This window comes from Blautia sp. AF19-1, from assembly GCF_003479155.1.
Taxonomy (GTDB): domain Bacteria; phylum Bacillota; class Clostridia; order Lachnospirales; family Lachnospiraceae; genus Fusicatenibacter; species Fusicatenibacter saccharivorans.
Genome location: NZ_QUGQ01000022.1, coordinates 39,514 through 65,742, shown reverse-complemented (window position 1 = coordinate 65,742; position 26,229 = coordinate 39,514). Strand labels below are relative to the sequence as shown.

29 protein-coding genes and 1 pseudogene are annotated in these 26,229 nt (G+C 41.8%); 9 read left to right on the top strand and 21 right to left on the bottom strand.

The window, feature by feature from the left end:
• The 5 genes from DWX26_RS13930 to DWX26_RS13910 all read left to right on the top strand — a co-directional run.
• Window positions 1-906: sensor histidine kinase (locus tag DWX26_RS13930; RefSeq protein WP_442857770.1), on the top strand; the 906-nt coding region annotated here is incomplete at its 5' end.
• A gap of 445 nt (window positions 907-1,351) precedes the next feature.
• Window positions 1,352-1,792 carry an RNA polymerase sigma factor gene (locus tag DWX26_RS13925; RefSeq protein ID WP_033120017.1) on the top strand — a complete coding sequence of 147 codons (441 nt, stop codon included), beginning with the start codon at window positions 1,352-1,354 and terminating at the stop codon, window positions 1,790-1,792.
• Window positions 1,773-2,030: a helix-turn-helix domain-containing protein gene (locus DWX26_RS13920; protein ID WP_087361314.1), complete on the top strand. Its 258-nt coding sequence runs from the start codon at window positions 1,773-1,775 to the stop codon at window positions 2,028-2,030. The genes DWX26_RS13925 and DWX26_RS13920 overlap by 20 nt, the downstream gene beginning before the upstream one ends.
• Before the next feature lie 427 nt (window positions 2,031-2,457).
• Window positions 2,458-2,694 (top strand): helix-turn-helix domain-containing protein, encoded by a 237-nt coding sequence (locus tag DWX26_RS13915; protein WP_117524131.1) that lies wholly within the window; start codon window positions 2,458-2,460, stop codon window positions 2,692-2,694.
• 3 nt (window positions 2,695-2,697) lie between these two features.
• Window positions 2,698-4,002: a tyrosine-type recombinase/integrase gene (locus DWX26_RS13910; protein ID WP_117524129.1), complete on the top strand. Its 1,305-nt coding sequence runs from the start codon at window positions 2,698-2,700 to the stop codon at window positions 4,000-4,002.
• A gap of 213 nt (window positions 4,003-4,215) precedes the next feature.
• Here DWX26_RS13910 and DWX26_RS13905 read toward each other — a convergent pair whose 3' ends face one another.
• The 10 genes from DWX26_RS13905 to DWX26_RS13860 form a co-directional block, all read right to left on the bottom strand.
• On the bottom strand, window positions 4,216-5,487 hold the full coding sequence (locus tag DWX26_RS13905; protein ID WP_118601643.1) for an McrB family protein: 1,272 nt from the start codon (window positions 5,485-5,487) through the stop codon (window positions 4,216-4,218).
• Between the two features lie 352 nt (window positions 5,488-5,839).
• A complete protein-coding gene (locus DWX26_RS13900) occupies window positions 5,840-6,841 on the bottom strand; it encodes an McrB family protein (protein ID WP_118601642.1) in 1,002 nt (333 codons plus the stop codon).
• Between the two features lie 290 nt (window positions 6,842-7,131).
• Window positions 7,132-7,479: a hypothetical protein gene (locus tag DWX26_RS13895; protein WP_147398133.1), complete on the bottom strand. Its 348-nt coding sequence runs from the start codon at window positions 7,477-7,479 to the stop codon at window positions 7,132-7,134.
• Window positions 7,480-7,531: 52 nt separating this feature from the next.
• Window positions 7,532-8,041 (bottom strand): hypothetical protein, encoded by a 510-nt coding sequence (locus DWX26_RS13890; protein ID WP_118601640.1) that lies wholly within the window; start codon window positions 8,039-8,041, stop codon window positions 7,532-7,534.
• Between the two features lie 21 nt (window positions 8,042-8,062).
• Window positions 8,063-8,308 carry a hypothetical protein gene (locus DWX26_RS13885; RefSeq protein WP_118601639.1) on the bottom strand — a complete coding sequence of 82 codons (246 nt, stop codon included), beginning with the start codon at window positions 8,306-8,308 and terminating at the stop codon, window positions 8,063-8,065.
• Between the two features lie 195 nt (window positions 8,309-8,503).
• Complete coding sequence (locus DWX26_RS13880) at window positions 8,504-9,841, bottom strand: hypothetical protein (protein WP_118601638.1); 1,338 nt, start codon at window positions 9,839-9,841, stop codon at window positions 8,504-8,506.
• Between the two features lie 101 nt (window positions 9,842-9,942).
• Window positions 9,943-11,526 (bottom strand): AAA family ATPase, encoded by a 1,584-nt coding sequence (locus DWX26_RS13875; RefSeq protein ID WP_118601637.1) that lies wholly within the window; start codon window positions 11,524-11,526, stop codon window positions 9,943-9,945.
• A gap of 199 nt (window positions 11,527-11,725) precedes the next feature.
• Window positions 11,726-13,060 (bottom strand): hypothetical protein, encoded by a 1,335-nt coding sequence (locus DWX26_RS13870; protein WP_147398132.1) that lies wholly within the window; start codon window positions 13,058-13,060, stop codon window positions 11,726-11,728.
• Window positions 13,061-13,097: 37 nt separating this feature from the next.
• On the bottom strand, window positions 13,098-13,379 hold the full coding sequence (locus DWX26_RS13865; RefSeq protein WP_055267590.1) for a hypothetical protein: 282 nt from the start codon (window positions 13,377-13,379) through the stop codon (window positions 13,098-13,100).
• A gap of 13 nt (window positions 13,380-13,392) precedes the next feature.
• A complete protein-coding gene (locus tag DWX26_RS13860; RefSeq protein WP_118594517.1) occupies window positions 13,393-13,605 on the bottom strand; it encodes a hypothetical protein in 213 nt (70 codons plus the stop codon).
• Window positions 13,606-14,042: 437 nt separating this feature from the next.
• Between DWX26_RS13860 and DWX26_RS13855 the strand changes: the two genes are divergently transcribed.
• Window positions 14,043-15,716, top strand: a complete 1,674-nt coding sequence (locus DWX26_RS13855) for an AAA family ATPase (protein WP_118601635.1) — start codon at window positions 14,043-14,045, stop codon at window positions 15,714-15,716.
• A gap of 193 nt (window positions 15,717-15,909) precedes the next feature.
• Here the strand turns inward: DWX26_RS13855 and DWX26_RS13850 are convergent, their stop codons facing one another.
• From DWX26_RS13850 to DWX26_RS13820, 8 genes and pseudogenes are all read right to left on the bottom strand, one after another.
• A complete protein-coding gene (locus DWX26_RS13850) occupies window positions 15,910-16,356 on the bottom strand; it encodes a DUF3021 family protein (RefSeq protein ID WP_118601634.1) in 447 nt (148 codons plus the stop codon).
• Between the two features lie 13 nt (window positions 16,357-16,369).
• Window positions 16,370-16,807: a LytTR family DNA-binding domain-containing protein gene (locus DWX26_RS13845; protein WP_118601633.1), complete on the bottom strand. Its 438-nt coding sequence runs from the start codon at window positions 16,805-16,807 to the stop codon at window positions 16,370-16,372.
• A 53-nt stretch (window positions 16,808-16,860) separates the two neighbouring features.
• Window positions 16,861-18,014, bottom strand: a pseudogene (locus DWX26_RS17750) (aldehyde dehydrogenase family protein).
• Window positions 18,015-18,032: 18 nt separating this feature from the next.
• Window positions 18,033-18,164, bottom strand: a complete 132-nt coding sequence (locus DWX26_RS17940; RefSeq protein ID WP_117802413.1) for a LytTR family DNA-binding domain-containing protein — start codon at window positions 18,162-18,164, stop codon at window positions 18,033-18,035.
• Window positions 18,165-18,173: 9 nt separating this feature from the next.
• Window positions 18,174-18,320, bottom strand: a complete 147-nt coding sequence (locus tag DWX26_RS16790; RefSeq protein WP_158565937.1) for a hypothetical protein — start codon at window positions 18,318-18,320, stop codon at window positions 18,174-18,176.
• Window positions 18,321-18,369: 49 nt separating this feature from the next.
• A complete protein-coding gene (locus DWX26_RS13830) occupies window positions 18,370-19,269 on the bottom strand; it encodes an ABC transporter permease (protein WP_117510201.1) in 900 nt (299 codons plus the stop codon).
• The gene (locus DWX26_RS13825) at window positions 19,266-20,180 is read right to left on the bottom strand and encodes an ABC transporter ATP-binding protein (protein WP_055228230.1); all 915 of its coding nucleotides are present in this window, start codon (window positions 20,178-20,180) and stop codon (window positions 19,266-19,268) included. The genes DWX26_RS13830 and DWX26_RS13825 overlap by 4 nt, the downstream gene beginning before the upstream one ends.
• Window positions 20,180-20,383, bottom strand: coding sequence for a hypothetical protein (locus tag DWX26_RS13820; RefSeq protein WP_147398131.1), 204 nt, complete (start codon window positions 20,381-20,383; stop codon window positions 20,180-20,182). Before DWX26_RS13820 ends, DWX26_RS13825 begins: the two co-directional genes overlap by 1 nt.
• A 365-nt stretch (window positions 20,384-20,748) precedes the next feature.
• Here DWX26_RS13820 and DWX26_RS13815 point away from each other — a divergent pair, with 365 nt between their 5' ends.
• The 3 genes from DWX26_RS13815 to DWX26_RS13805 are packed head-to-tail and all read left to right on the top strand — an operon-like array spanning window position 20,749 to window position 22,750.
• Window positions 20,749-20,889: a CD1871A family CXXC motif-containing protein gene (locus tag DWX26_RS13815; protein ID WP_020435933.1), complete on the top strand. Its 141-nt coding sequence runs from the start codon at window positions 20,749-20,751 to the stop codon at window positions 20,887-20,889.
• Window positions 20,882-21,772: a 4Fe-4S binding protein gene (locus DWX26_RS13810; RefSeq protein WP_055228228.1), complete on the top strand. Its 891-nt coding sequence runs from the start codon at window positions 20,882-20,884 to the stop codon at window positions 21,770-21,772. Before DWX26_RS13815 ends, DWX26_RS13810 begins: the two co-directional genes overlap by 8 nt.
• Before the next feature lie 60 nt (window positions 21,773-21,832).
• Window positions 21,833-22,750 carry a TlpA disulfide reductase family protein gene (locus DWX26_RS13805; RefSeq protein WP_118601631.1) on the top strand — a complete coding sequence of 306 codons (918 nt, stop codon included), beginning with the start codon at window positions 21,833-21,835 and terminating at the stop codon, window positions 22,748-22,750.
• Window positions 22,751-22,921: 171 nt separating this feature from the next.
• Here the strand turns inward: DWX26_RS13805 and DWX26_RS13800 are convergent, their stop codons facing one another.
• The 3 genes from DWX26_RS13800 to DWX26_RS13790 all read right to left on the bottom strand — a co-directional run bounded on the left by DWX26_RS13800 (window position 22,922) and on the right by DWX26_RS13790 (window position 26,222).
• Window positions 22,922-23,158: a hypothetical protein gene (locus tag DWX26_RS13800; protein ID WP_117812827.1), complete on the bottom strand. Its 237-nt coding sequence runs from the start codon at window positions 23,156-23,158 to the stop codon at window positions 22,922-22,924.
• Window positions 23,159-23,260: 102 nt separating this feature from the next.
• Window positions 23,261-25,423, bottom strand: coding sequence for an ATP-binding protein (locus tag DWX26_RS13795; protein ID WP_118601630.1), 2,163 nt, complete (start codon window positions 25,421-25,423; stop codon window positions 23,261-23,263).
• Window positions 25,407-26,222 carry a substrate-binding periplasmic protein gene (locus DWX26_RS13790; RefSeq protein WP_118601629.1) on the bottom strand — a complete coding sequence of 272 codons (816 nt, stop codon included), beginning with the start codon at window positions 26,220-26,222 and terminating at the stop codon, window positions 25,407-25,409. Before DWX26_RS13790 ends, DWX26_RS13795 begins: the two co-directional genes overlap by 17 nt.
• Window positions 26,223-26,229 lie beyond the last annotated feature (7 nt).

Here is a 26,229-nt window from a genome sequence, read left to right as displayed (position 1 = left end):
GGAATCGAGGTGTCTTTCTTTTATGCAAAATCACGAACTTGCTCATTTATAGTAATTAACTGGAAAATACAGATATATAAAGTAATCGTCCAACTAAATGCTATTCTGAATAGAAAAACGAAAAAGTTAGTTACAGTGTCTTTATCTGATAGGCGGTTAGAGCATTTGGTTGAAATCATAAATCAGATTGTATCAAAAGATAATATTTATCTGGGCGAAATTCAAAAAAAGGAGAATGAATTAAAAGAGAATATTTCTTGCCTTTCTCATGATTTACGGACACCACTAACTTCCATTCGCGGATATTTGCAACTTCTATCAAGTGCGCCTGATGAAAAAAGAGCGGAATATATTTCAGCATTATCCGGAAAAGCATTGAGATTAGAACGTCTCATAGATGACTTTTATCAAATCTCTCTTTTAGAAGCAGGACAATATCCATTTTACTATGAAAAGGTTGAGCTATGCTCATTGCTTACTGAAATCCTGCTAGACAATTATTCGATTTTCAGCGTTAATGGAATTGAACCCCAAATAGAAATACCTAATATGGACATCTATCTTAATGCTGACAGAAAGGCGTGTATTCGCATTATACAAAATCTTATATTCAATGCGGTAACATCCACTACAAATAATGTTGTAATTCAACTAATTAATATCGCAGATTCTGTACAACTCTGTATTAAAAATCCTGTTGCATCTATTCCTACAGAAGAATATTCAAAACTGTTGGAACGCTTTTATGTAGCAGATGTTTCAAGAAGTAATGGTACGTCTGGACAAGGACTTTACATTGTGAAAAAGCTATTACTTATGATGAATTGTACAAATCCAATAATTGAAATACATGACCATAATTTTATGATTACGATTGATTTTTCGCCCTTACTCATAAAGAAATAATCTGCCGGACGACGGCAAAAGAAAAAAAGCCGTCGCAAAGCAGAGGTATTTTCACGCGCCATTTCTAAATTACGGCGGCTTTGATTTTCAGAGCCGCCGTTTCTTTTTGCGCGACGACCCATAGCCATATAAAACGGCGGCTTTAGGAGGTAGCCGCCATGAGCGATAAACCATATCGACAATATTCTACTTTCTTTGACTTATCAAAAAAAGCCCGACCATCGCCGGGGACACTTCTACCCTTAGATATGAACTGTCAAATCATCTGAATACCGCTTTCAATTCCCTTGCGCTTGTCTGCGTCTTGCAGACAGGCGCATTTTGCATTTTCGGGAGGTTTTTTCAAAAAAGTTTCGCTTTCATTCGGCGTTTGAAAAAATCGCCTGTATTATCCCGCGAAAAGGGGAGGTACTACCTACCTTTCGGCACGAAAGGAGGTGAGAACATGGAACCTAATCGCGTGGAATTTCAGAAGCAATGTATCTTTCAAAGTTTCTGTAAACGGGTGCTGCACAACGAAGCCTGCAACGCCCATGAGGAAATCCGGCGTCGCAGAGCAAAGGAAGTGTCGTTTTCCGACCTTGCCTTGCATGAGGAGCGGCAGCTTTACACGCTTGACAAGTATTTTCAAGACGAAGAAGCCGAGCCGAGCTATCAGCAGGCGGGAAAGAAAATCACGCCGAAGCTGTTGCTTGAAGCAATCCGCACTTTGCCGGAAGAAAAAAGGAAAGCTATCATGCTGTACTATTTCGAGGGCATGACCGACGTGGAGATTGGAAAGTTATTCAATACGTCGCGCAGCACGATACAGTACAGACGGACAAGCTCTTTTGAAATCTTGAAGAAATATTTGGAGGAACACGCTGATGAATGGGACGAATGGTAAACAATCTGACTTCCCGGACGTTGCCCTTGTTCCCTATCCTGTCATTGTGGCAGCGACAAAGGGCGACCCGGACGCTATGAAAATTGTCTTGCAGCACTTTAGCGGTTACATAGCGAGCCTTTCTATGAGAAAGCTCTGCGACGAGCGCGGAAACGTCTATTTTGGCGTTGACGAGGATATTCGCCAACGGCTGCAAGCAAGGCTAATGAGGGCAATCCTCACATTTAGGGCTGAATAGCTGCACCGATACCGAAACGTCTTAACCCCTTTTTCGTTTCGTATCAATCCGCAGCAGCCCCGTATGTTCCTTGACAAAGAAAGCGACGCAAGATAACGGCGACGCAGTATAGGGCAAACCGGGTACGTCCTTTTTGCGCCGAGCCATACAGAGGGTGCGCCATGACGCTATTCCCCTATCGGGAAAAGCCGAGCGAGAAACACCACGATGGAAAGCAAGTTAGCAGCTTGCGGGCGACGACACGCATTGAGGGGAGATAAGCCTTTACAGCCACAGTCCGAGCGTTCAGAGCGTCGCAGGCAATGGGTAAAGCTGCCTTAAATGAGCAGGGGTGCAATTCCCGCGAGGTTGTGCTAACAGCCGCCCGGTTAAAGCCCACTTTTTGTAACTTGACTTTTTAGCCATTTATGAAAGGGGGTATTTTCCTATGGCAAAAAAGGAAACAACAAGCCCCGCTATCCCTGTATTCCCTATGTTAAAGACCGTTGAGCAAATGAGCAAGCTTAGCGGTATCGGGGAAAATAAGCTGCGCGAGCTTATGGATAGCGGCGAGCTTGAATATATACAGAATGGAAACCGCCGTTTGATAGCTGACGCTGCAATCTGGGACTGGTATCACAGGGCAAAGACGACAGCGAAGCCCCCGGCACGACAGGGAGGTTAAGCTATGGCTATATCAACAAGGCAGGTTAAGAATAAACGCGACAGCAACGGCGTACTGACCGGGCGACCGGGAACAGTTTACGACGTGAATATCAAGTACACCGCCCCGAATGGGGAAAAGAAAACCTATTCCAAAAAGGGCTTTCCGACAAAAAAGGAAGCAACGCAGCATGAAGCAGAGATGAAAGCAAAGCTCCATAATCCGGGGCAGATTGCGTCTATCGCTTCACAGCGGAAACAGACCGTTGCAAGCTATCTGAATGAATGGGTGGAAAGCTATGCAAGAGTGAACTTGCGCCCCTCTACTTACGACGGGTACAAAAAGACGATTGCAAACTATATCAATCCCTATATCGGCGGCGTTGCCCTTAATCAGCTTACCCCCGCTATGGTAGACAAAATGTTTCAGCAGATTATTGACAAAGGCTTGAAACCGTCCACCGCAGCCGGGGCAAAGCGTGTTTTGAGCGTGGCGTTGAGCCATGCCCGGAAATACCGCTATATCGAAACAAACGCAGCAAAGGACACGCTTACGAAGTTTGGAAAGAGCGACAAGACCCCCGACCCTTATACGCCGGAACAGGTAAAAGCCCTTATGCAGCGCGTCGAGGGTACCGTTTGGGAAATGCCCGTTATCTTAGGCGGGCTTTACGGTATGCGCCGTTCTGAAATCCTGGGCTTGCGCTGGCGTAATGTGGATTTGGAAAACAACACCTTTGACGTTTCCGAGCAGCTACCCTTTAAGGTGCCGTCGAAAACAAAAGTCATTGAGGAAATGGCACCGCCGAAATCCAACGGGCGAAAGCTGCCTATCACAGAGCTTGCCCGCCCGTTCTTCCTCAAACAGTTTGCTATGCAGGAAGCGCAGCGCGAACAGGCAGAAAAAGACGGAAAACCATACTATGACAATGACCTTGTTGTAGCGAAGCCGGACGGTTCCCCTATCTCCGCGTCGTGGGTATCTTCCCAGTTTGGAAAACTGCTTGAAGATTTGGATATGCCGCATATCCGCTTTCACGATTTACGCCATACGGCGGCTACGAATATGCACCAACTGACAGGCGACTTCTACACCGTAGGCGAAGTGTTAGGACATACGCTTGCGGGTATCGGCGTATCGCTTGGACTGTCTATGAACTTTGAAGCTGTTACCGCCCGTTATGTGGACGTGCGGCTTGAACGCAAGAAAGAAGTCTTAGACGCTTATCATGGGGCGGTCAAACAGTCTGACCCGGCAAAGGCAGAGAAAGCCGAGCCGAAGAAAGCAAAGAGCGCGGCAAAGAAAAAGAGCAGCGATTTAGAGCTTTAACCGCTGTATCTCTTTACCGCTTCTTATATCGTTTTATAGCCCCGCGTGGGATTTGGGCACCATTTGGGCACCATTTACCGAAAAAGCACCACTAATACAGGCGATAAAAGAAACGCCGAGAACCCGCAAAAACATAGAGTTTATGCGGGTTTCCGGCGTTTTCTAATCCCTCAACCGACCTAAAATCATCTTGCGGCAGAGAGAAAAATTCTACTATTTTTTATTTTTTCCATTTACAAGAAAATAACTAATTCCAGGCATGATGTCTTCCGGATCTATTCCACGCGCCACAGACTTCATCACATCCTCCTGGACCTTCTTAAATACATTTTGGCAAAAAAAATGACCATTTTCTATTTCATAACAACCCTTATCTTTTACGTCTTCTTTTTGTTTTGGCGGCTTCGGGTCTGGCAGTTCCGCTTTCACCTTTTTAAATGTAAATCTTCTCCTTACCGCGTAGTCCAGTGCCTGAAGTGATCTGTCTGCGGTATTCATCGTTCCTATAATATACAAATTTTCCGGCACAGAAAAATCATCATTTGAAATTCCGGTTGTAATCTCCTGCCCTCTATATTCAATTCCATAAAGCAGTTCACCTAAAATCTCGGAAACATTAGCCCGGTTTATTTCATCAATGATAAGGACATATTTTTTATCTGGATCATTTCTTGCATCACTTGCAATTTTTTTGAAAACGCCATCCTTATTGACACCCCGGGCGTCAATTGTTTCCATAAACTCGTTGTAGCTATAGCTGGGATGAAATTGGACAATTTGGATCTGTTTCTCGCAAATTTTTATATTTTTTTTGTCATTCTCTTTCTCCTCATTGGTGCCTTTGTTATTAATTCTCCCTTCGAATAGATTCAAAGCTTTTATATCAGAACAATTCTCTCCCGTAACTATTTTTACCGCTTCGATTTTTGCTTTGCGCGTTTTTCCGGTTCCAGGCGGGCCATAATAAATCCTTTGCTTACTATCATCACATAATTTTTTGAAATTAAATAGCTTGTCTTTTATCAGATTTTCTTCCGTAAGATATTCTTTTAATCCATCAATAATTTCCCCTATTCTGTCTTTATCGTTCCATCCTTTATCCCGATTTTGTTTTAAAGGCGTATCACCCCATTTTTTATCGTAATAAGTCGGTTTTTCCCCTTCAATATAATAAATATTCTGATCTATTTTTAAATTTCTAGTCCCATCTTGGACATCTATAACCTTTATAATTCCAATTACTTCTTTCCTTCCTTTTTCTATAACTAAAATTATTCCCGGAAAACCATTGACTTTTCCGTATTCCTGTGTTGTAAGGACATCTCTTTTTGACGCCAATGCCTCAAGCATATCTTTCAAAGTAGGATCATCCGTTCCATATTTCTCTTTACAATTTTCTATAGTCTTAAGTACTTTCTTATCAGCTGTCCATGTTTTCACAGCTTTTATATTTTTTAGCCAATCATTATCATTTTGATTACTCATAATGTCTCTCTATTCTTTTTCATTTATGTTCAAAAAGTCTTGGTTTCGTCAACTTGCTTCGTAATATCTAAGATAGAATTTGGAATATATGAAGTGACCTAATGAATTTAATTTTTGATGATTTTAAGCATAAGAAATAAAGTATTTTTCCTATGACAGCTTTTTTATTTTCCAATCACTTAAATCAACTAACGGTCTATGCGCCTACCAATTGCTTATTTCTTTATTCAATAAAAACAAGCTACTTCTTAATCCATACCTGTTTCTAACCTTTCGTCTCTGATGTTACATTATTGTATCTCCAGATCCTCAAAAAACTCTCATCTCAATATTTTTACTAATCGTCTTCATCCTATTCATTCTTTTGAGCACTCCGCTTTAACTCTAATTTTTTTAAAATTTCATCAAATTTTTTAAGTCCATCCCTTTTTATTATTCCATCTTTAATATATTCCTCATAAATCGGCTTGATCTGATATTCAATACGATATTCTAGGTATCCCTTTTCGTCTTCTACTGCTTCATTTTTCCTTCCCAAGAAATATGTATGTCCAATCTTGATATCATTCACATCCATATCCTGATCTTCTAAATATTCTTTGCTAAAAATGCCATCTTCTTCATTCATCAATTTATCATATAGCTTTTTCGCCTTTATTCCTACATTTTTATCTATCCAACTTCCTTCGATTTCTTCTCCATTCGATTTCACTTGCACAAATGCAAATCTTCTCCGTACCGCATAATCTATAGATCCAATGGATCGATCCGCTGTGTTCATAGTTCCAATAATATATAAATTATCTGGTATAGAAAACTCCTGTTTCCCATTAATCGCATATGGGGTAGCTATCGACGATTCGCGATATTCAAGACCATATATTAATTCTCCAAGTACAGAAGCCAATGGTGCTCTGTTAATTTCATCGATGATTAATACATACTTTTGTTTCTTATTACCTTGTGCTTGTTTACAAAATTTTTCAAAAATCTTGGATTCGGTCACGTAAGTAATTCCATTATTTCTTTTAGCTGGTTTAACTGTAATTCCTCTTACAAAATCCTCGTAACTATAGGACGGGTGAAATTGAACAATTTTATAATTGTCTTTATATTCATTTTTCAATAATTCTTGGGCTGAATTATAAGGATTTTGCGTATCAACCCTGTCACTTCCTGCCAACAACTTTGCCGCAATAATAGTTGCCGAATACGTTTTGCTTGTTCCTGGAGGGCCATACAAAATAACCTGTTTGTTCCATCCATTTTTAAATATTTCAATTACTTTTTCTACCACTCCCTCGTTCTTTGGAGAATTGTCTTCAACGTTTGAAATCACATTTTCTTCACTCATTTTTCCGTTCCTTTCGCAATTCTTTATTTTTTCCTGGTGCCTTATTTATTCTTTCTTTTTTCAGCACACACTGAATGTGTAATCACATTCCACTCATTAACTTTCATTATACCATGTGTTTTTGTTACTGTACATATTTCAGCATATATTTTTTATGCAAAAAGCTTCTATTTTTTAACTATTTTTCGCTTTTTATACATATTTTGTACAAAAAGATTGTCCCAATTTTCCGTCTTCTTTTTCTACAGTATCAGGCTTGCATCTGGCTTCAACCGTTTCCCTTTTCACTTCTATCCGCAAATCACCCTCACCGCCTCCCTTACTTTCCTGTCCTCCATCGTCTCATACAGCTTCAGCACTTCCATCCTTTGATCCCGATCCAGCCCCCGCTTTTTCGATACGTATATTTTGCACTGCAGTTCCCCTTCCTCATCCCACGCTTTTTCATTTCTCGGACATCCATTCAAATAGTCCCATTTTTCTTCATAAAACTTCCGCAACACTGCAAACGCCGTATTCCAGTCCATCGTTTCCTCTTTCTGCGTATCCAAAGCTGTCCTATTTTTACTGTTTCTCTGCTTTCCTTCCAGATTTTCTTTCTTCTCTTCCTTTTCTTCTCTCTCCCACTGTCTTCTCACAGCGTTTTCTTTTCCATAAAACTCCAAAACCCCACCGATTTCCGTCAGTACTTCATTTCCCCAAAACAACAAAAAACTGTCCAGATCTGTCCAGATAAACCAGCACTTCCGGAAGGAACAAAAAAACATGTCTCACAGCTTCCTCCCAGTGTGCTGTTTGATACTTTTGCACCAGCTGTCCTTCCATTTCTGTTTCTTCTATCACTTTTGCTTCTTCCGTCAGTTCTGTTTTAGCGCGCAGTCTTTCCCCATATCCGTTTCTTTCACTGTCCAGATCTTCCTGTCCGAACCAGCTGTTCCGTGTCCCCCTGAACCGATTTTTCATGGTTCGACTTTCCATAATTCGACTTTCCATGATTCGACTCTCCATAAATTGCTTTTCCAATTCCGGTTTTCTCTTTACCGGCCAAAATGTTAATGGCTGTCTTCCCATAAAACTGCACACACCATACCGGCAGAACCGCCCTTCTCCTTTATCCTGGCCTTTCAGTACAATTTCCAGCCATTCCTCTGCCAGAAATTCTTTTGATCTTTCCGTCTTTTTTACATCTGTCTTTTTCATCGTCACCTTTCCATCCTTTCCTCAAACATCCATTTCCAGAATCACCCGAATAGCCTCACATACCTTTGGTTCCATGTCTTCTTCCAGCAGCCACTGCAGAATCATTTTCTCCTGGTGATCCAGCTTATATCTTTTTTGAATGATTTTTTCCAGCTGCAATTTTGTAAATGCTACATCTAAATCGTAATCAATCCAGTTATCATCGTACATACCGTAAATATTCTGATAATAGTTTTCTAAAATTTCATATGATTCTTCTAATGTCATGTCTGTCCTCTTCTCTCTTCCATTTCATTTTGCTTTTCTTTAAAACGCATTTACCCCGGAAGAGAAATTTCTTTTCTTCCGGGGTAAATGCGTTCTTCCTATACCTCAAGTGGGGCGTACAGACTGCGGAAATGATTTTTCAAACATGCTCCAGCGTCCACTACAGAATTCTTTTTCTCTGTCCCTGTTGTTTTTTCAAAAATTCTCAAACAGCCCCTCAATTAATCTGCTGTTCTCTACGCGATCAGCCAATTTCTCCAGTTCTTCTGTTACTTCTCCGCCCAGTTCCTGGTAGAATTCAAACAATCTTTCCTGGCGTTCCTGGCATCCTGGCACTTTTTCCCATTCACGCGCCATTTTTTTGGAAAACAGACCGTTTACGTTATAAGTTTTCTGTATCTCCTGCTCTCCATAATATTTCAGATCAAGTTCGCGCGATGTCGGCTTTTCCAGTTCCGCGCGCATCTGGCCGAGGATAAAGTCCATGGAAAATTCAGGGCTTTCCCATTCCAGAAAAGCGCGGTACATTTCCACATCAGTATCGGCGTTTCTTGGAAATCCCGGTGCCGACATATATGGTGTCCGGATGTCTCTCAGATTGAAAAACAGAGCCGCATACCAGTTCAGATGCTCCGGATGTTCCGCTAAAAGATGACGCAGCATTGGGATGTTTCCGGCTTTCATCACCTGCTCTGCTTCTGCAAGCTCGATTAATCCCGGATAATGCTCGATCATATATTCCGTCAGCTCTTCTCCTGCACCGGCGATGGCCTGACCCAGTGCCTCTTTTTCTCCGTATGCTAAACCCATATTATCAATATCATAATGGTCGATGCAGTAATCCAGCATTTCCGGACTGCCGGACAGAATCGCCGCTGTGAGAATGTTCGGAATATAGAATTCTCCGACTATTGTTTCCCGGCGAATGCTGTAGTATGTTTTTCTGGCTCCCGGAGTTTGATCCATGTAACAGATGTATTCCCAGTATTCCATATTGTCTTCCGTCATTTCCCTGTCTTTTTCTTCGAACATCTTCAACAATGGAATATTTCCACTCATCACAACAAGCAGATAATTGGGCGCATCGGTCCAGCACAATTCATCCCGCAGATAAATCCTTCGAAACGGAACGGCATTATCTTTATCCGCGCAGACAAATAGTTTTGCAATTTCTTCCATGTGGGACGGTTCCTGTACCTGAAGAAGTCCGTCGATCGTTGTACTGGCTTCAACTGCCCAACGGCAGACATCTTCCCGGCCACAGCCTCTTCCATACCAGTAAACGTAGGATGCCAGTGGAGTCTCATTTTTGTAGTACCAGCCCTGGTGCAGGCCTTTTCGGCCAAAGAGTAATTTAATTTCTTTCAGTTCTGCGTCCTGATCCAGGAGTTCCCGGATCTTTTTCACATACCTGATTTTTTTCCCGAAGTCATCGAATGGTATGGGTTCCTCCGGAATATGTATTTTCTGTACTTCTTTCTCAAGAATCTTTTTTTCTATCGGATTCATTGCATTTAAGATCGCCTCTTTCATCTTCCTTTCCCCTTCCAATTGTAAGGCTGAAGTTTACGTTTCTTAAGCCGTCTGCTGTTTTTGGCGCTAGCTGTCCTGTCCTTAAGGTAAGAATAGCACAGTCATTGTTTTTGTTCATCCATCAGCATTTTTTCCATTTCATCAAGATATTTTTCCGTTTTTATATTTCTTTGCTGGTAGCTCTCCAAAAAATCCATCACATTCGTCAGGCCTTTCTTTTTATTTGTCGGGCCGAGGTACAATATAATTCTTTCATCAATTCCATATACTAGCTCCTCAAAGAAATACGGATTCACCTCTTTCATACGCTGTCCTTTCTCATATGCGGTATCTGCATGATTGGTTATATTGATATCCACTAAGGACGCCTGTAGTTCCTCCAGTCTCAAATCTTCCTGGTCTAGTAAAACCAAATCGACTTCTGTCTTATCATCTCTATAGTAATAGCATGTTTTATGCCATAAATGATATGCCGTATGCGAAATAACCACAGATTTTAACGCAATTTCGTTTATCTGACGGACGCTTTCCTCTTTCCGTTTTTCCCCTGTTTTTACTACATGATTTGCGATTAACCAGGCAATCTGATTTACGAGAAATGGTACTGTGATCATATATTTTGTGCCATAATTGTCTCTATATAGATTCCCTATGACTACAACAACCTTCATATTTTCAAGCATTCTTAATATGTCTTCGATGACTTGTCTTTCTACTCTTTTAAACGTAATTCCCAGTTCCTGTCCTAAATTCCCAATGATTTTACTCCGGCGTGTACTTCTCTCACCTGTGAATATGGTATCCAGTAAACCGTCAAGCTGCAGATCTTCTTCCCAGCTGCACACTATAATACACATCGTCAAAAATACAGCCTGACACAGTTCTGTTTCAGACATATCAGCAAAGCTGCATTCGATAGGATTCCTTCTTACCGAGAAGGCCAGATTGTCTACGATTGAGTCTTTGATATAATTCCACAAACCTTTTGTTCCTTTGTATTTCTCTGTGCCATATAGTCCGCCAGACATTAAATACGATGAAAAATCCATTCTTGTCGTTCGTCTGGCTTCTTCATATGACATAAATGAAATAGAACGGAAACACCCTATGTACCAGCATCTGTCAACCTTCAGAAAAGCATAGGAATCTGTACCAGACATAACTACTCTCTTACCCCTGGATGTATATTGATCCATCAAAATACCAATTCGATTTGTAAAATCTTTCATACAGGTTATTTCATCTATAAACACATATTTATGGTCATCATTCAAACGATCTAACAATTGCTGTAGCGTATCCAAGTCTCCATCTGTTTTTCTATCAAATGAAATATATACGCACTTTTCGTATGCTGCAAGTTTTCGGATTGCTTGTAATAGTCCCGTTGTTTTTCCTGTTGAAGGCAATCCTGTTATACCATACACTGCCTTTCTATACGCTGCCCTTCTATACACTGTCTTTCTGGATCTTTTACAGTAATTAAGGATTTCCTCCACAAAATCCCGTTCCTCATCAATCCCGTCCAGCCACTTCTCTACATACGCCTTCAGTTTGCTTCCCGTCAGGGCAAAGTAACCCTTCCCTTTGACTTCTTCCGGCAGCATGATGCATCTGTTTTCGGATTCGTTTTTGATTTCATTTTCAGATTCATTTTTAAATTCGTTTTCAAAAAATACTGACATTTTCTTTCCCTCATTCTTTCTCCTGGGCGTGTTTGAAACGGCCTTTCGCAGCCTGCATATGTTTTTTACATGCTCTGGCTGCGTCTCTTAAAATTATTTTTCCGGGAGAGTACTGCTTTCTCCCCCGGAAAAATATCGCTCAGATGCGGATTTTTTCATCTGCTCCTAATCGTTGCTTCTAATCGTCTTCTAATCGTTTTCAATCGTCCGCAAACAGCTCATCGATTCGTCTGCAATGCTCGATATAACCGGTTATTTCGCTCAGTTCTTCTGTTATTTCTCCGCCCAGTTCCTGGTAAAATTCAAGCAATCTCACCTTGCGCTCCATGCAGTCTGGCACTTTGATCCATTCATACGTCATCTTTCTGGCAAACAGGTCGTTCACATGATAAGGTTTCTGTATCTCCTGTTCTCCGTAATACTTCAGATCAATTTCTCTTTCTGCCGGCTTTGCCAGTTCCGCGCGCATCTGGCCGATAATAAAGTCCATGGAAAATGCAGGACTCTCCCATTCCAGAAAAGCACGGTACATTTCCACATCGGTATCGACGTCTCTTGGAAATCCCGGTGCTGACATGTATGGTGTCCGTATGTCTCTCAGATTGAAAAACAGAGTTGCATACCAGTTCAGATGCTCGAAATGTGTCTCTAACAGATAACGCAGCAGCGGCACATTTCCGGCTTTCATCACCTGATCCGGCTCTGCAAGTTCGATTAATCCTGTGTAGTGTTCCAGCATGTATTCTGTCAGCTCTTTCCCCTCACCGGCAACTGCCTGACCCAGTGCCTCTTTTTCTCCGTACGCCAGGCTTGCGCCATCGATATCATAATGGTCGATGCAGTAATCCAGCATCTCCGGACTGCCGGACAGAATCGCCGCTGTGAGAATACCCGGGATATAAAAATCTCCGACAATCGTTTCCCGGCGAATGCTGTAATAGGTTTTTCTGGCTCCCGGAATACGATCCCATTCACAGGTGTATTCCCAGTACTCCATATTTTCTTCCGTCATTTCCTCGTCTTTTGCTTCAAACATCTGCAGCAGGGAAACGTTTCCGCTCATCACAGCCGCCAGATAATTGGGCGCATCGGTCCAGCACAGTTCTTCATGAAGATACATCTTTCGGAACGCAACGACACCGTATTTATCCATGCTGATAAATTTCTTTGCAATTTTCTCCAGATGGGACGACTCCTGTACCTGAAGAAGTCCGTCAATCGTTGTGGCAGATTCGAGTGCCCACAGGCAGACATCTTCCCTGCCGCAGCCTCTTCCATACCAGTAAGTATAGGCGGCCAGCGGAATGGCATTTCGGTTATACTGGTTTGGTTTCAGTTGATTTTCATCAAAGAATCTCTTGATTTCTTCCAGTTCTGCGTCCTGATCCAGGAGTTCCCGGATCTTTTTCGTATCCCAGACTGTTTTTCCGATATCATTTAAGGCTGTGGATTTTTTCAGGTGTACTTTCTGCAGTTCTTTCTCAAAAATCTCTCTTTCTACTGGGTTCATTGCATTTAAGACTGTCTCTTTCATTCGTTTTTCCTTCCATAATAATCTCTTTTTTCTCTTGTTAATTTCCTGTTCTTTTTGTTTCATCTCCATAAAGAAGCGCCTCTCCCAATGCTTCGATTTCGCCCCTGCAGACTACCGGGTTTTCCAGTTTGTAATGGTCGAAACCATATTCCAGCATTCCCATATCCCCTGAGAGAATGAGTGCGGTGAGTACATTTGGAATACAGAATTTTTTCGAAACGTTTTCCCGGCCTATCGTATAGCAAGGCAGCTTTCTGCTCCTACAAGGGGCAAATTCTTCCTTCCAGCCAAGGTCTTCTTCTTCATCCTCTTCTTCCATTTGTCTTTCCTTTTCAAATGCCTGCAATAGTGCAATATTGCCACTTAAAATAGCAACCAGCGTATTCGGTGCATCCGTCCAGAAGTTCGCGGATTCCTTTTGTATTCCAGACCGCTTTTCCTGCATCCCGGAAAGAGTGTGTCTGTTTTGTGTACACTTTCTGCAATTCTGCTTCCAGGATTTTTCTTTCCTTCGGATTCATTTTGTTTAAAACAGCTTCCTTCATCTTATATCTCCCCTTCCAATCTTCAGCGCAAGGCTGCTTTCCTTCGCTGTTTGCTGTTTTTTTCGTCAGGTATCCTTAAAACAAAGGTACCACACTCCTTACCTTTTCGCATTCATCCGTCAGATGAAAACGGATATTTTTCATTCATCTGTCAGATGAATTTTCTCGTTAATGTTCACTCAGTACCTGAACACTTGCTGTTCAGGTACGTAAGAATGTGATTCAGGTGTGAGCAGCCCTCCTTTTGCGAAGCAAAACTCTAAATGAGGGCTGCTTACGTTACTGTTCGCAGGATACCTGTGAACAGTAACATTTTCTCCCTTGTAATTAAATGCCCTTTATGATAAGGTTAAGATATCTTTAGATTTGACTTTTATTCGTAGCTATGTCTGTAAATCATGCAGACACTTCCATTTAGAAAGGAGCAAATACCCCCGATGGGAATCTATCTAAACAGCAGCAGTGCTTTTGGATTATTTCGCAGAGATTGTCTATCAACCTATTTCATAGATAAATCTTCTATCTTAAAAGAACTTGTTCCACTCGTTGAATCAGATGATTATGATCCGGAAAAAACCGTTTTGAATTCTCAAAACAGTCAAAAATATGTGGCGATTACCAGACCGCGCAGGTTTGGAAAAACCGTCATGGCCAATATGATTGCTTCCTACTTTGGCAGAGGAATTGACAGCAGTAAAATTTTTGATCGATTAGCTGTCTCTCAGTATCCCTGGTATCAAAAGCACTTAAACCAGCATAATGTGATTCATATCATGTTCAATGAGATTCCTGCTGAAATCACCGATTATAACCATTATATAAACCGCATAAAAAAAACGCTGCTTCTGGATCTGCAAAAAGCTTACCCAGATGCTGCGATTGAAAAAGAGGACTCGGTATGGGATGCGTTGACCAGAATTTACGAATATTGTAACCAGGAACAATTTATTTTTATATTAGATGAGTGGGATTACATTTATCATCAGCCTTATATGACCGATGCAGATAAGACTGCCTATACCAAATTTCTGAGCAATCTTCTGAAAGATAAAGCTTATGTAGAAATGGCCTATATGACCGGTATTTTGCCAATTGCAAAATATTCCAGCGGTTCTGAACTGAACATGTTTTTTGAATATTCTATGGCAACCCGCGCAAAATTCAGCGAATATTTTGGGTTCACGGACGATGAAGTCAATCTGTTATATCAAAGATATTTGCAAATAGAAAAAAATCCTTCCGTTACGCGGGAAGGATTGGAATTATGGTACGATGGCTATCAGACCGCAGGCGGAAAAAAACTCTATAACCCACGCTCTGTCGTAGGGGCTTTAAGTGACAATCAATTGGGAAATTACTGGACAAGTTCTGGTCCGTACGATGAAATTTTCTATTATATCGGCGCAAATGTAGATGCTGTAAAATATGATATTGCTCTTATGGTCGCCGACATTCCCGTTCCTGCCAAAATTCAGGAATATGCGGCAACGTCTATGGAACTGAAAACAAAAGATGAAATTTTTTCTGCCATGGTAGTCTATGGATTTTTAAATTATTCCAAGGGCTATATATCCATACCAAACAAAGAGTTGATGGACAAATTTGCCGAAGTAATTCAAAGAGAACCATCCCTTGGAAATGTTTACAAGCTTGCGAAAGAATCCGGCCGAATGCTTGCAGCTACAAAAGCCGGCGATACGAAAACAATGGCCGAACTGCTGGAATACGCACACAACACCCACAGCCCGCTGACACTGTATAACAATGAAGCGGAACTGGCTTCTATCATTCGCTGGGTATATTTGAAGGCTTTAGATTTTTATCGTATTGAACGGGAAGATAAAGCCGGTATCGGTTATGTTGATTTTATTTTCTATCCATTTCAAAAAAATGATGATGCCATTATCATAGAATTAAAAGTTAACCACTCTGCTGATGAAGCCATCCAGCAAATCAAAGACCGGCAGTATGCATTACGTTTTGAAGGAAAATTTGGCGAAAAAGCGGAATATACCGGTCGTATTCTCGCGGTGGGTATTGCTTACCATAAAGACGATATCAAAAAACTTCATGAATGTAAGGTGGAGGTTCTTCGTGAGAAAATTGTCTGATGCAGTTTTTCTGTCTATGATATTTATAAATTTTTTCTCATCCTTGATTTTTTAAGAGCAGGCGGAAATTCGCCTGCTCTTTTACACGCAATTTTATTCTTACCGTCATAGAAATTCTTACTTGCAAGTTTTCTCAGAGCTTGTTGGGGTACGCTCTAAGTTCTTTTCAAATTTCATGCAATTCTATCGTAATTTACAATTTTTCTTTCCGCTTTCTCATCTCTTTTAGTTTCTGGTTCATGCTTTCCGCCACCATATGGTCATTTACATATACGATCAGATTCACCATAACATAAACTCCAATAATCAAAACCTCCATCAGCACGACCATTTTAGCTTTATTGAAGTAAAACCATCCGAACGCTCTGCCAAGCCCCAAGACAGCACAGTTGATATAGACAAAATAGATGATCTGCCTTGCGATCATGCCCTGTTTGGATAATTCTTTTCCTTCCTCATCCGGGTACATCAAAATCGGGATGGAGCATACAGCGGAAACCAGCAGAATCTGCCAGAGAATCCTGACACTGATCTGGGCATCCAGACCGCACATCACAGTAATATAGATCGCGGATGCAAGCAGAACGCACACGGTAATTTTTGAAAAAATATTTGCAAGAATTTTTATTTTATTCATCATTGTTTTCGCCTCCCTACAATCCCAGTCGTTCTTTCAGAACCGGCACATACTGCCGGGAAATAATCACTTTTTCCTCATTTTCGAGTAACGCTTCAAATCTGCCGCCAAAAGCAGGCGACAGATGCCGGATTTTGTCCAGATTTAGAATCATAGATTTGGAGGCCCGCATAAATGGAAAAGACACCAGCTGTTCTTCTAACTGATACAGTTTTTCTTTAACTTCATAAACATTCTTTTGTCCATAGGCAAAAACCTTATTGTCCGTTGCCTCAAAATAAAAAATATCCGGAAGTGCCAGAAGAGTAATTCCTTTTGCATCGTATCCCGTAATTTTCCGATCCCCGTTTTTCAGTTTGCAGATCAGATGGTTGATGTCATCCGTCAGCACACGGCATTTGATGATGATTTCTTCCTCTTCGTCCGGAGATGGATTGATGATCGTTATCTTCACATTGGTCCCCTCTTTTCCCTATCCTCTTTTATATCGGATTTTCTTAGAGATGTCTATCCCTTGTATGGTATGCTGTATAAAAATTTTCGAATCAGTTTCAACTTTTTTGCTGTATACGGCTGATAGCGGATCGGAAAATCCATCCATTTCTTTTTATCCACGATGCTGCGCTTATGTGTGAATTCCGCAAATCCGGCCTCACCGTGATAGCCGCCCATACCGCTTTCTCCTACACCGCCAAACGGCATCTCACTGGTAGCAAGATGAATCAGTGTGTCGTTGATGCAGCCACCGCCAAACCGACACTTCTCCAGAACCGTTTTCTTCACCTTTTTGTTTTCCGTAAAGCAGTACAGGGCAAGCGGTTTGGGACGTTGATTGATCCAGGAGAGTGCATCCTCAAGTTTTTCATACGTCAATACTGGCAGGATGGGACCAAAAATCTCCTCCTGCATGACCGCATCTTCCCATTCTACGTGATCCAACACAATAGGTTCGATCCGCAGTTGATAAACTTTCCAAAGACAATGCGTCTTGCCGCAAGCCGGATCTTACTGCTTTTTTCTACAATGCATGGGCTTTTTCCGCCAAGTTCCAGTGTCACGGGCGTCAGATGTCTTGCAGCACTTTCCATGACCTGCTTTCCGACCGCTACACTTCCTGTGAAAAAAATCTTATCAAATTTTTCCTGTAAAAGTGCCTGATTTTCCTCCCGTCCGCCTAAAACAACGGCAACATATTCTGGTGGAAAACATTCTTCTAACAGATCTTTCAGGACATTTGCACTGGCCGGTGCATAAGCACTTGGCTTTACCACCGCAGTATTTCCTGCCGCAATGGCATCTACCAGCGGTTCTAACGTCAGCAGAACAGGGTAATTCCACGGGCTCATAATCAGCACATTGCCATAAGGAGAAGGGCTTTGATAACTTTTCGCAGCGAACTGCGCCAGCGGTGTTCTGACATGTTTTTGTCTGCAAAGCCGCCCTAAGTGCTGCTTCATCCAGCGGATTTCCCCCTGCACCAGTCCAATCTCACACATCACACTCTCCGTCTTGCTCTTTCCAAGATCCGTATGCAGCGCTTTGCAGAGGATCTGCTCCTGTTTTTGCAAGGCCATTTCCAATCTGCTCAAAGCCTCCATCCGCACATACAAACGCCCATTTAATGCGGTACGAACCGAAACAATACGATCCGCATTTACAATCGTTGTCTTTGATGCACGCTACATACATTTTCTTGTTATTTTCTCTTCCAGCTGATACAGTCTGCTTTTAATTTCATAAAACTTATTTGACGTATAAGCAAACACCTTGTTTTGCACTGCCTCGAAATATAAAATATCTTCTGTTCTTATGGAAACACATTATTTCTTTTCTGTGTATCCCCGGATAGATTCCCCTTTGCTTCTTACATACTCTTTTATTTCTGCAAATTCTTTCGTAAAATTTACATATTCGAGTATAACGCCCTCTTTTTCCGGGTCATCGATCTCTCTTTCTGTAATATTCATAACTGTCTCTTTTCTCATTTTTTATTCATTCTATAGTCGAAGGATATATTTACTTCCCATCTTTCTCCGGAAGAGCTGTCATGCACAAAAAAATAATTCCAAATACCACAACACATCCAACCATAAGCATCACCATCTGATTTACACTTACTACAGACCCCTGGAACTTCGGGTTACAATCCAGTGTATCACGAATCGCAGTAATCATTTCTTCTGGCAGCTGATTGTTCTCCATCTCTTCGAAGATTCCACGGAGCATATGATTTTTCAACAGAGAAGTTCCGTAGGTACTTGGCAGATACGACAGTACTTTCTGCAGGCCGCTGCCGAAATTTGAAATCGGCATGTAAGCTCCGCATAAAAATCCATACCCGGCACTTACGATCGTTCCCACTGCGGATAACTGACCCTGGGTTGTCAGTGGAAAACTGACGATGCTTGACAACGTGCTTCCAAAGAGTACCAGTAAAATTTCATCGAGAAGAACCCAGAATACATCTACAGCGCTCATATACCAGCCCATTTTGTACATATAGCCAAGGCATAATACAAGCGCAAGCCCATTCACCAGCAGGGAATTGACTACAGTAGATAAAAAATACCCAAGATAAAGCTGTGCTTTGCTGATTGGCGATACATTAAAATCTTTCCTTGTTCCGTTTGCCCGGTCCTGTACCATCGTAAGATTCACGCAGAATGTCACAGTCACACAGCTGACTGCCAGAAGAGCCGCGGCAAGCTGTGCGGCCACCGTTCCATCGACCAGTTTGTCTGAGATTGTAATCATGTCCGGGATCGCGGACACAAAGGAATCTCTGTATACGTTTGCCAGAAATGTAGCATACAGCAAAATCAGAATTCCCGGAGTAATTAAAGCCGAAAAAAACATTCCTCTGTCTTTAAAAAACAATTTTCTGTTTCGACTTATAAGTGCAAATACTGCCTTCATCTGTGCTCACCTCCCAATGTTTTTCCGGTTACAGCAAGAAATACATCATCCATTCTGCCCTTTACCACTTCATAATCACGGAATATTTCCTGATGTTCCACGATCAGCCGGGTAGCCTCTGCGGTATTTTTTACTTTTAACTGATAGCCATCCCGGATCTTTTTATACTCTCTGCCCAGTGTTTTGATTTCTTCTTCTGTCACACCATAAACAGACATAGTGTCCTGCACATACTCATTTTTCAGCTCAAAAGGAGTTCCTTCTGCCACGATGCTTCCTTTATCCAGAATCACCACATAACCGGCATTTGCAGCTTCTTCCATGTAGTGCGTAGTCAGAAAAACTGTCAGCTTTTCTTCCACTCGAAGTTTTTCAATGATATCCCAGATCAAAAGCCGCGTCTGTGGGTCAAGTCCTGTCGTTGGTTCATCTAAAATCAGAAGTTCGGGCCGATGCAGCAAGGCTCTTGCAATATCAATTCTTCTTCTCTGTCCGCCGGACAGTTTTCCGACCGGCCGGTTCAGATAATCTCCGAAATCAAAAATCTCCACCAGTTCCCGCAATCTTTTTTCAAACGCTTTTCCTGTTATTCCATAAAGCGCTGCTCTGTTTTTCAGATTTTCCCTGACGGTAAGTGGCTTGTCCAGCACACTGTCCTGAAATACCACGCCAAGCATTGTTCCAACTTTCCTTCCGATCTTATCCAGATCTGTGCCCTGGATCTGAACCGTTCCGCTGTCTTTGCGAAGCTGCCCGCAGATGATCGAAATCGTTGTGCTCTTCCCTGCCCCGTTTACACCAAGGAATGCAAAGAGCTCTCCTTTTTTCACCTGAAAACTCAGATCATTGACTGCTTTTACATCACCAAAGCTTTTCTTTAAATGAGTGATTTTAATCATATCTGTTTCCATTACGCCTGCCCTCTCCTTTGATTTCTTTGCTGTTCCACATAAAAAATATCAGACAATTTCAATTGATACAAAACGTGATTTTTATATCCACATACCGATGTTTGTCCAAATACAGCTTCCCGAACATTCTGCACCCAGGATGCTTCCCTGTTGTGGCAATATACCATAACATGTTCTTCCCGCTTTGGATCAATCTGTTCCACCTCACATGTCATCCATCTCACCCCCAGTTATTCCTATTTCTTTTATATATGATTTTACAGCATTCGTCCAGTCTGCATGATGTGAAATGCAGAAATTCGCGGGTAAGATGCCAATTTCTGTTGTCTGCTCGTCTGGCGCATAGGAATTCATAAAAATAAGTGGAAAGCCATGTCAATGGACATGCAAATTTCCACTTATTCATTTTCATAAATTTTTTAATCACTTGAAACTCCACGTCATGAATTCCCTCTTATCTCAATTTATTTTTCTCCATTTTCTTAACAGGAATTTTACACCCTCTATTGTACAATGCAAACATCGAAAGGTCAATAAACGGACTTTGAACATTGAAAGGAGTATTTTAATGAAATCTGAAAAAGCAACACAGATTCTTTTACTTGCAGCCGGTCTGGTGTTTTTCCTTGTCGGGATCTTCCGCGGAGAAGCAGCGGTTGTTCTTAGCAAGGCAATAAAATTATGTATGGAGTGTGTAGGAATTGGATAAGAAAATGAAATCAAACAAAAACTTTCTGGCCCGCTTCCGCGGATGGATTCAGGCAGCTGCTACACTGCTGACCAACATTCACATCCCGAATCTGTTTAAAGGGAAAATTTATCAGGGAAATGTAAAAACGATGTGCGTCCCGGGACTAAACTGTTACTCTTGTCCTGCCGCCACAGGTGCCTGTCCGATTGGAGCTTTTCAAGCCGTGGTCGGTTCTTCAAAATTCAAATTTACCTACTACATCACCGGATTTTTCATCCTGTTAGGTGTTCTGTTAGGGCGGTTTATCTGTGGATTCCTCTGTCCGTTTGGATGGTTCCAGGATCTGCTGCATAAGATTCCGGGCAAGAAACTTTCCACCGCAAAACTGAAGCCTCTGCGGTATCTGAAATATGTGATTCTGGTCGTCTTTGTTATACTGCTTCCGGCATTTGTAACCAATTCACTTGGTATGGGAGATCCTTTCTTCTGCAAATACATTTGCCCACAGGGCGTACTTGAAGGCGCAATTCCGCTGGCACTTGCCAACTCAGGAATCCGTGCCGCACTCGGACATTTATTTACATTTAAGTTCACAATCCTTGCGCTTTTCATCATCCTGAGTATCTTGTTTTACCGTCCATTTTGTAAATGGATCTGCCCGCTGGGTGCTATTTACTCACTGTTTAACAAGGTATCTTTTCTTAAGATTCAGGTTGATCATGAGAAATGTGTTGGCTGCCAGAAATGTAGTCGTGTCTGTAAGATGGATGTCAATGTAGTAGACACACCAAACCATCCGGAGTGTATCCGATGCGGAGAATGTATGAAAGCCTGTCCGACTGATGCAATCTGCTATCATTACGGATTTTCAACTAAGAAACAGGCTGAAAATAAAAACTAATAAAACGTAATTTAAAGGAGATTTAAAATCACGAAAAACAAAACGCTTAGAACAAACTCAATGAAATTAAAAACGGTAATTGCTGCATCCCTTGCCATTTCTGTACTTTTTGCGTTTACAGGCTGCGGAAATTCCTCCTCAACAGACAATACAAACACAAAACAGGAATCTTCTTCCACAACAGAAACGGGCAGCGCAGACGAGCTGAACGAAAAACGGAATGACCTTTACCAGCAGGAAAACCAGCTTTTTGTTGATCACAAAGATGCATGGGACAAAGCCTTTGGTCTTATGAACAAGAACGCTGCCGGTGATGCCATGAGCGAAAACTATGCTGATTCCCTCGCAAGCACAGTGGAATCTAACAAAGACTCTTTCTCTGAAGAAGAATATGAAACTCTGTGCAAAGACATCGAGACAATCCGCGGAATTGAAGAAGAAATTGCCAAGCTTGAGAAGGAGATTGCTGCATCCGATTCCTCTGACAGCTCTTCCTCCAAATCAGACGAATCCACAGCTGTATTCAAAGGTTTCAAAGGAAAAGATCTGGATGGAAACGATGTAGATGACAGTCTTTTCGCTAAAAATAAAGTTACAGTTGTAAATTTCTGGTTCAGTGGATGCAAGCCATGTGTCGGAGAGCTCTCTAAGCTGAATGAATTAAATGAGAAACTCAAAGAAATGGGTGGCGAAGTTGTTGGTATCAACATGGATACTTTAGACAACAATGAAGCCGGAATCAAAGAGGCAAAAGAAATCCTGAAAGCTCAGGGCGCTTCCTACAAGAACCTGACTTTCGATTCTAATTCAACAGTTGGAAACTATGCTGGAAAAGGAAACATCATGGCATTTCCTACAACCGTTCTTGTAGATAAAGACGGAAATATCGTTGGGGAACCTTTCATGGGTGGCATTGACGATCAGTCAAACTACGATCAGCTGATGAAGCAGATTCAGTCCGTACTGGACCAGAAATAATTACATAAATATCCTAGTTAGGGGGCAGTTACTGTTTGCAGTAACTGCCCCCTAACATCATTGAGAATTTCACTGCACTGCTCAATGCTCCTGAAATCAGTTCTGACTTACTTCCGGCAAAACGGGAACCTGTTTCAGTCACAAGAGATAAATAAGATTGCACTGAACATCTCAATTATTCTCTTCCAAATCTTCCCAAGGTTTCAGACCCATTTCCTCCCAGGTGACACCATACGGTGCATCTCCGGAGGTGTAACCGGCAATAAAGAAAAATCTGTCATCTTGCAAGATTTCTTCTTTAGCCAGATTATCACTTGTTTCTTTTTTCCGTCTTGCTCGCCTCTGCTGCTTCTTTTGTATCGCAACAGCTGCTTTTTCTTCTGGAGTTTTCTTATGTTTTTTTGCCATAAGTGTTTCCAGTGTAATTCCATTCTGAATGTCTCTCAGGATACGTTCTTCATAACTCTTTTCACGCTTTTCTACAATTTTATAACTTTCTTATAATATCTTTTATTTCACCAATCTATGAATTACTTTTATCAGTAATTCCATATCAACAGGCTTAGCAACATGTTCATCCATTCCTGCTTCTTTTGCTTTTATTCTGTCCTCCGTGAAGGCATTTGCTGTCATTGCAATGATCGGTATTGTCTTTGCATCCTCTCTGTTCAGAGACCTGATTGTCTTTGCAGCTTCATAACCATTCATTACCGGCATCATAATGTCCATAAGAATGACATCAAATTCACCGGGTTCACTTTTTCTGAACAGCTCAACCGCTTCCTGCCCATTCCATGCTTTGGTCACGTCAGCGCCCTCATTCTGAAGCATAAATTCAGCGATTTCCATATTCAGCTCATTATCTTCCGCCAGCAGAATATGCAATCCCTTTATAGATTTTTCGGATACCTCCTTCTGTTCTTCACGTTTATCCGCATCCGGATCTATTTTAAATGGAACCCGGATCACAAATGTCGTCCCTACGCCTTTTTCACTTTCAAAAGTAATGGTTCCACCCATTTTCTCGACCAGCTTCCTTGCAATGGCCATTCCCAGTCCGGTTCCGACAAACTTTGTGCGGCTTCCCGTATATTCCTGTGCAAATGGTTCAAAAATATGTTTCTGGAACTCCTCAGTCATTCCGATTCCTGTATCCCGGCAGATAAATTCCATTGTCGTCATTCCTGGCTGTTCGGATGGGATTTCCATGCAGCTAAGATAAATATGTCCATTTTCTCTGTTATATTTCACTGCATTGGACAGGATATTCATCATCACACGTTTTACATACCCCGGACTTCCAATAAGATCACGGTATATGATTTCTTTTTTCTCCCATACAATCCGGATATTCTGTTCTGCAGCAATCTGTTCAATTACAACAAGCACTTCCTCAGAAATTTTGCTCAGATTAAATGGACTCTCTTCCAGAACAACTTCACCCGACTCCAGCTTACTCATGTCCAGAACATCATTTACCAGTTCCAGCAACAGATTGGATGCCGCTTTAACCTTTGTTCTGTATTCCTTCTGCTTCTCCATATCATCTGCATAATGGTCTGCCATATTAATCAAACCGTAGATTCCATTAATCGGAGTCCTGATATCGTGGCTCATACGATGAAGGAACTCTGTTTTTGCCTCATTGGCGGCTTCTGCCTTTTTTGCTGCTGTCAGAAGTTCTGCTTTATATTTTTCATCTTTTTCAAATTCTTGTTTCCGGTGCGCCAGATTGGTTCTGTATGTCCAGAACCAGAATATGCCGAACATCAGAAAATAAAGAAAAATAACACCTATAACACTTAATGGAAGATTACAAAACACTTCCGTATCCGGAAGATATGCGTAGATATAATAATCACGCTGTTTCAGCATGATTCCATAACATCCAATTCCTTCCTTCCTAAAATGATAGATATGCTGACTGTCTGTATGCTTTTTCATTGCCTGAACAACTTCGTTGTCGGCTGTATTCTGTCCCAACAGGCTCTCATTATTGCTGGCAACAACGATTCCGTCGTCTGCAACGATAATCGTTCCATCTTTCTGGATGCTATAACCATTTAAAAGCCCCTGTATCGTCAGTGTATAGTTTCTGGCAAATTCAGGAGATGTGTAGTAATAGATTGCAACGATACCCAGTGCATCTTTTCTGGCACAGGCTGCAATGTCAATAAAGGATCCATCTTCCCTGGTAAACCGTTCCGAATAGCTTCTTTCTTCATATCCGGCAAAATTCATGATAATTTCTTTTTGCAGATACTCCGTAATCTCATTAGCCAGAGACTCATCCGTGCTGTATTCACAGTCCGTCTTTCCTTCTGCATCCAGTACAATGATACCATCCACCCATAGAGTCTGCAGGTTTTCCTTCAGGAAATCCCGGCTTAGCTGACCGCCGTTTTCTATTTCCATTTTAATATTTGTACTCATCTGTCTAGCACTTTCAATGGCACGGAGGAGGCTTTTTGATTCCGAAGATTCATTAAAATGGGTGTAGGTGGAGCACTGCACTTTCACATAGTTTACAATCTCCACCATTCTTTTCTCTGCTTCGGCTTTTTCTGCGTGGAAGAAATAAAACAGAGAGGCTACAGCCACACAGACTCCAATCAGACCGCCGAACAGCTGGATCCGTTTTTCTTTTTTCTTTCTCTTAATATCCAAGATCATCCACCTCCAGATACTTCTGGGGATCATCCAGATATTTTTCAATGATTTTCAGAGATGTGCCATCCTGACGCATTTCTTCCAGCGTCTGGCTCATCTGCTCACAGATTCCTCTGTCATCCTCTTTTGCAAAAGCAACACCTATTCCAGTGATCATCAAAGGTTCTTCCAGGATACGAAAGCTTGCGTCATAATCCTTCATATACTGGACAACAGATTCCTCGTGTGCTGCAACTGCATCTACATATCCTTTTCCCAGAAATGTATAGATCAGCTCCCTGTGTCCCAGGCTGATCAGATTGCCCAGCTTTGGGATTCTCTCATCCGTTCGGTTCAGAAAGATACCTTCCGGTTTGGTTGTGGACTGAACAGCCAGGTTCTTACCCTCCAGATCACTCAGTTTATAGATATCACTATTCTCATTTACAGCAACCACCTGACGGCTTGCTACATATGGTCCCGCCCAGCGGTAATCATCAAGACGCCCTTCCATGGAAAAGCAGCCCATGATACAGTCAATCTCTCCGCTCTCCACCAGTTCTTTTTTCTTCTCCCAGTTGTTCCGGACAACGTCCACCTGATATCCCATTCTTTTGAAAGCTTCTGTAGCCAGTTCTACATCGATTCCCGTCGGTACACCATCCTCATTCAGATAATTGTATGGTGGATAGTTGTCACTGCCGAGGGTAATAACAGGCCTTTCGGTTTCTTCTTTCGTGTTATCTGTGTTTTTACACCCTGCCAGGGTGACTGCTAAAATTCCCGCAAGCAGAATGCCTGCAATCACTCTTTTTCCTTTCATTTTCTGT

Coding starts and splice junctions, on each gene's coding strand:
- DWX26_RS13925 (WP_033120017.1), top strand. CDS start 1,352: ATGGAACCTAATCGCGTGGAATTTCAGAAGCAATGTATCTTTCAAAGT.
- DWX26_RS13920 (WP_087361314.1), top strand. CDS start 1,773: ATGAATGGGACGAATGGTAAACAATCTGACTTCCCGGACGTTGCCCTT.
- DWX26_RS13915 (WP_117524131.1), top strand. CDS start 2,458: ATGGCAAAAAAGGAAACAACAAGCCCCGCTATCCCTGTATTCCCTATG.
- DWX26_RS13910 (WP_117524129.1), top strand. CDS start 2,698: ATGGCTATATCAACAAGGCAGGTTAAGAATAAACGCGACAGCAACGGC.
- DWX26_RS13905 (WP_118601643.1), bottom strand. CDS start 5,487: ATGAGTAATCAAAATGATAATGATTGGCTAAAAAATATAAAAGCTGTG.
- DWX26_RS13900 (WP_118601642.1), bottom strand. CDS start 6,841: ATGAGTGAAGAAAATGTGATTTCAAACGTTGAAGACAATTCTCCAAAG.
- DWX26_RS13890 (WP_118601640.1), bottom strand. CDS start 8,041: ATGAAAAAGACAGATGTAAAAAAGACGGAAAGATCAAAAGAATTTCTG.
- DWX26_RS13885 (WP_118601639.1), bottom strand. CDS start 8,308: ATGACATTAGAAGAATCATATGAAATTTTAGAAAACTATTATCAGAAT.
- DWX26_RS13880 (WP_118601638.1), bottom strand. CDS start 9,841: ATGAAAGAGGCGATCTTAAATGCAATGAATCCGATAGAAAAAAAGATT.
- DWX26_RS13875 (WP_118601637.1), bottom strand. CDS start 11,526: ATGTCAGTATTTTTTGAAAACGAATTTAAAAATGAATCTGAAAATGAA.
- DWX26_RS13870 (WP_147398132.1), bottom strand. CDS start 13,060: ATGAAAGAGACAGTCTTAAATGCAATGAACCCAGTAGAAAGAGAGATT.
- DWX26_RS13865 (WP_055267590.1), bottom strand. CDS start 13,379: ATGGAAGAAGAGGATGAAGAAGAAGACCTTGGCTGGAAGGAAGAATTT.
- DWX26_RS13860 (WP_118594517.1), bottom strand. CDS start 13,605: ATGAAGGAAGCTGTTTTAAACAAAATGAATCCGAAGGAAAGAAAAATC.
- DWX26_RS13855 (WP_118601635.1), top strand. CDS start 14,043: ATGGGAATCTATCTAAACAGCAGCAGTGCTTTTGGATTATTTCGCAGA.
- DWX26_RS13850 (WP_118601634.1), bottom strand. CDS start 16,356: ATGATGAATAAAATAAAAATTCTTGCAAATATTTTTTCAAAAATTACC.
- DWX26_RS16790 (WP_158565937.1), bottom strand. CDS start 18,320: ATGAATATTACAGAAAGAGAGATCGATGACCCGGAAAAAGAGGGCGTT.
- DWX26_RS13830 (WP_117510201.1), bottom strand. CDS start 19,269: ATGAAGGCAGTATTTGCACTTATAAGTCGAAACAGAAAATTGTTTTTT.
- DWX26_RS13825 (WP_055228230.1), bottom strand. CDS start 20,180: ATGGAAACAGATATGATTAAAATCACTCATTTAAAGAAAAGCTTTGGT.
- DWX26_RS13815 (WP_020435933.1), top strand. CDS start 20,749: ATGAAATCTGAAAAAGCAACACAGATTCTTTTACTTGCAGCCGGTCTG.
- DWX26_RS13805 (WP_118601631.1), top strand. CDS start 21,833: ATGAAATTAAAAACGGTAATTGCTGCATCCCTTGCCATTTCTGTACTT.
- DWX26_RS13800 (WP_117812827.1), bottom strand. CDS start 23,158: ATGGCAAAAAAACATAAGAAAACTCCAGAAGAAAAAGCAGCTGTTGCG.
- DWX26_RS13795 (WP_118601630.1), bottom strand. CDS start 25,423: ATGATCTTGGATATTAAGAGAAAGAAAAAAGAAAAACGGATCCAGCTG.
- DWX26_RS13790 (WP_118601629.1), bottom strand. CDS start 26,222: ATGAAAGGAAAAAGAGTGATTGCAGGCATTCTGCTTGCGGGAATTTTA.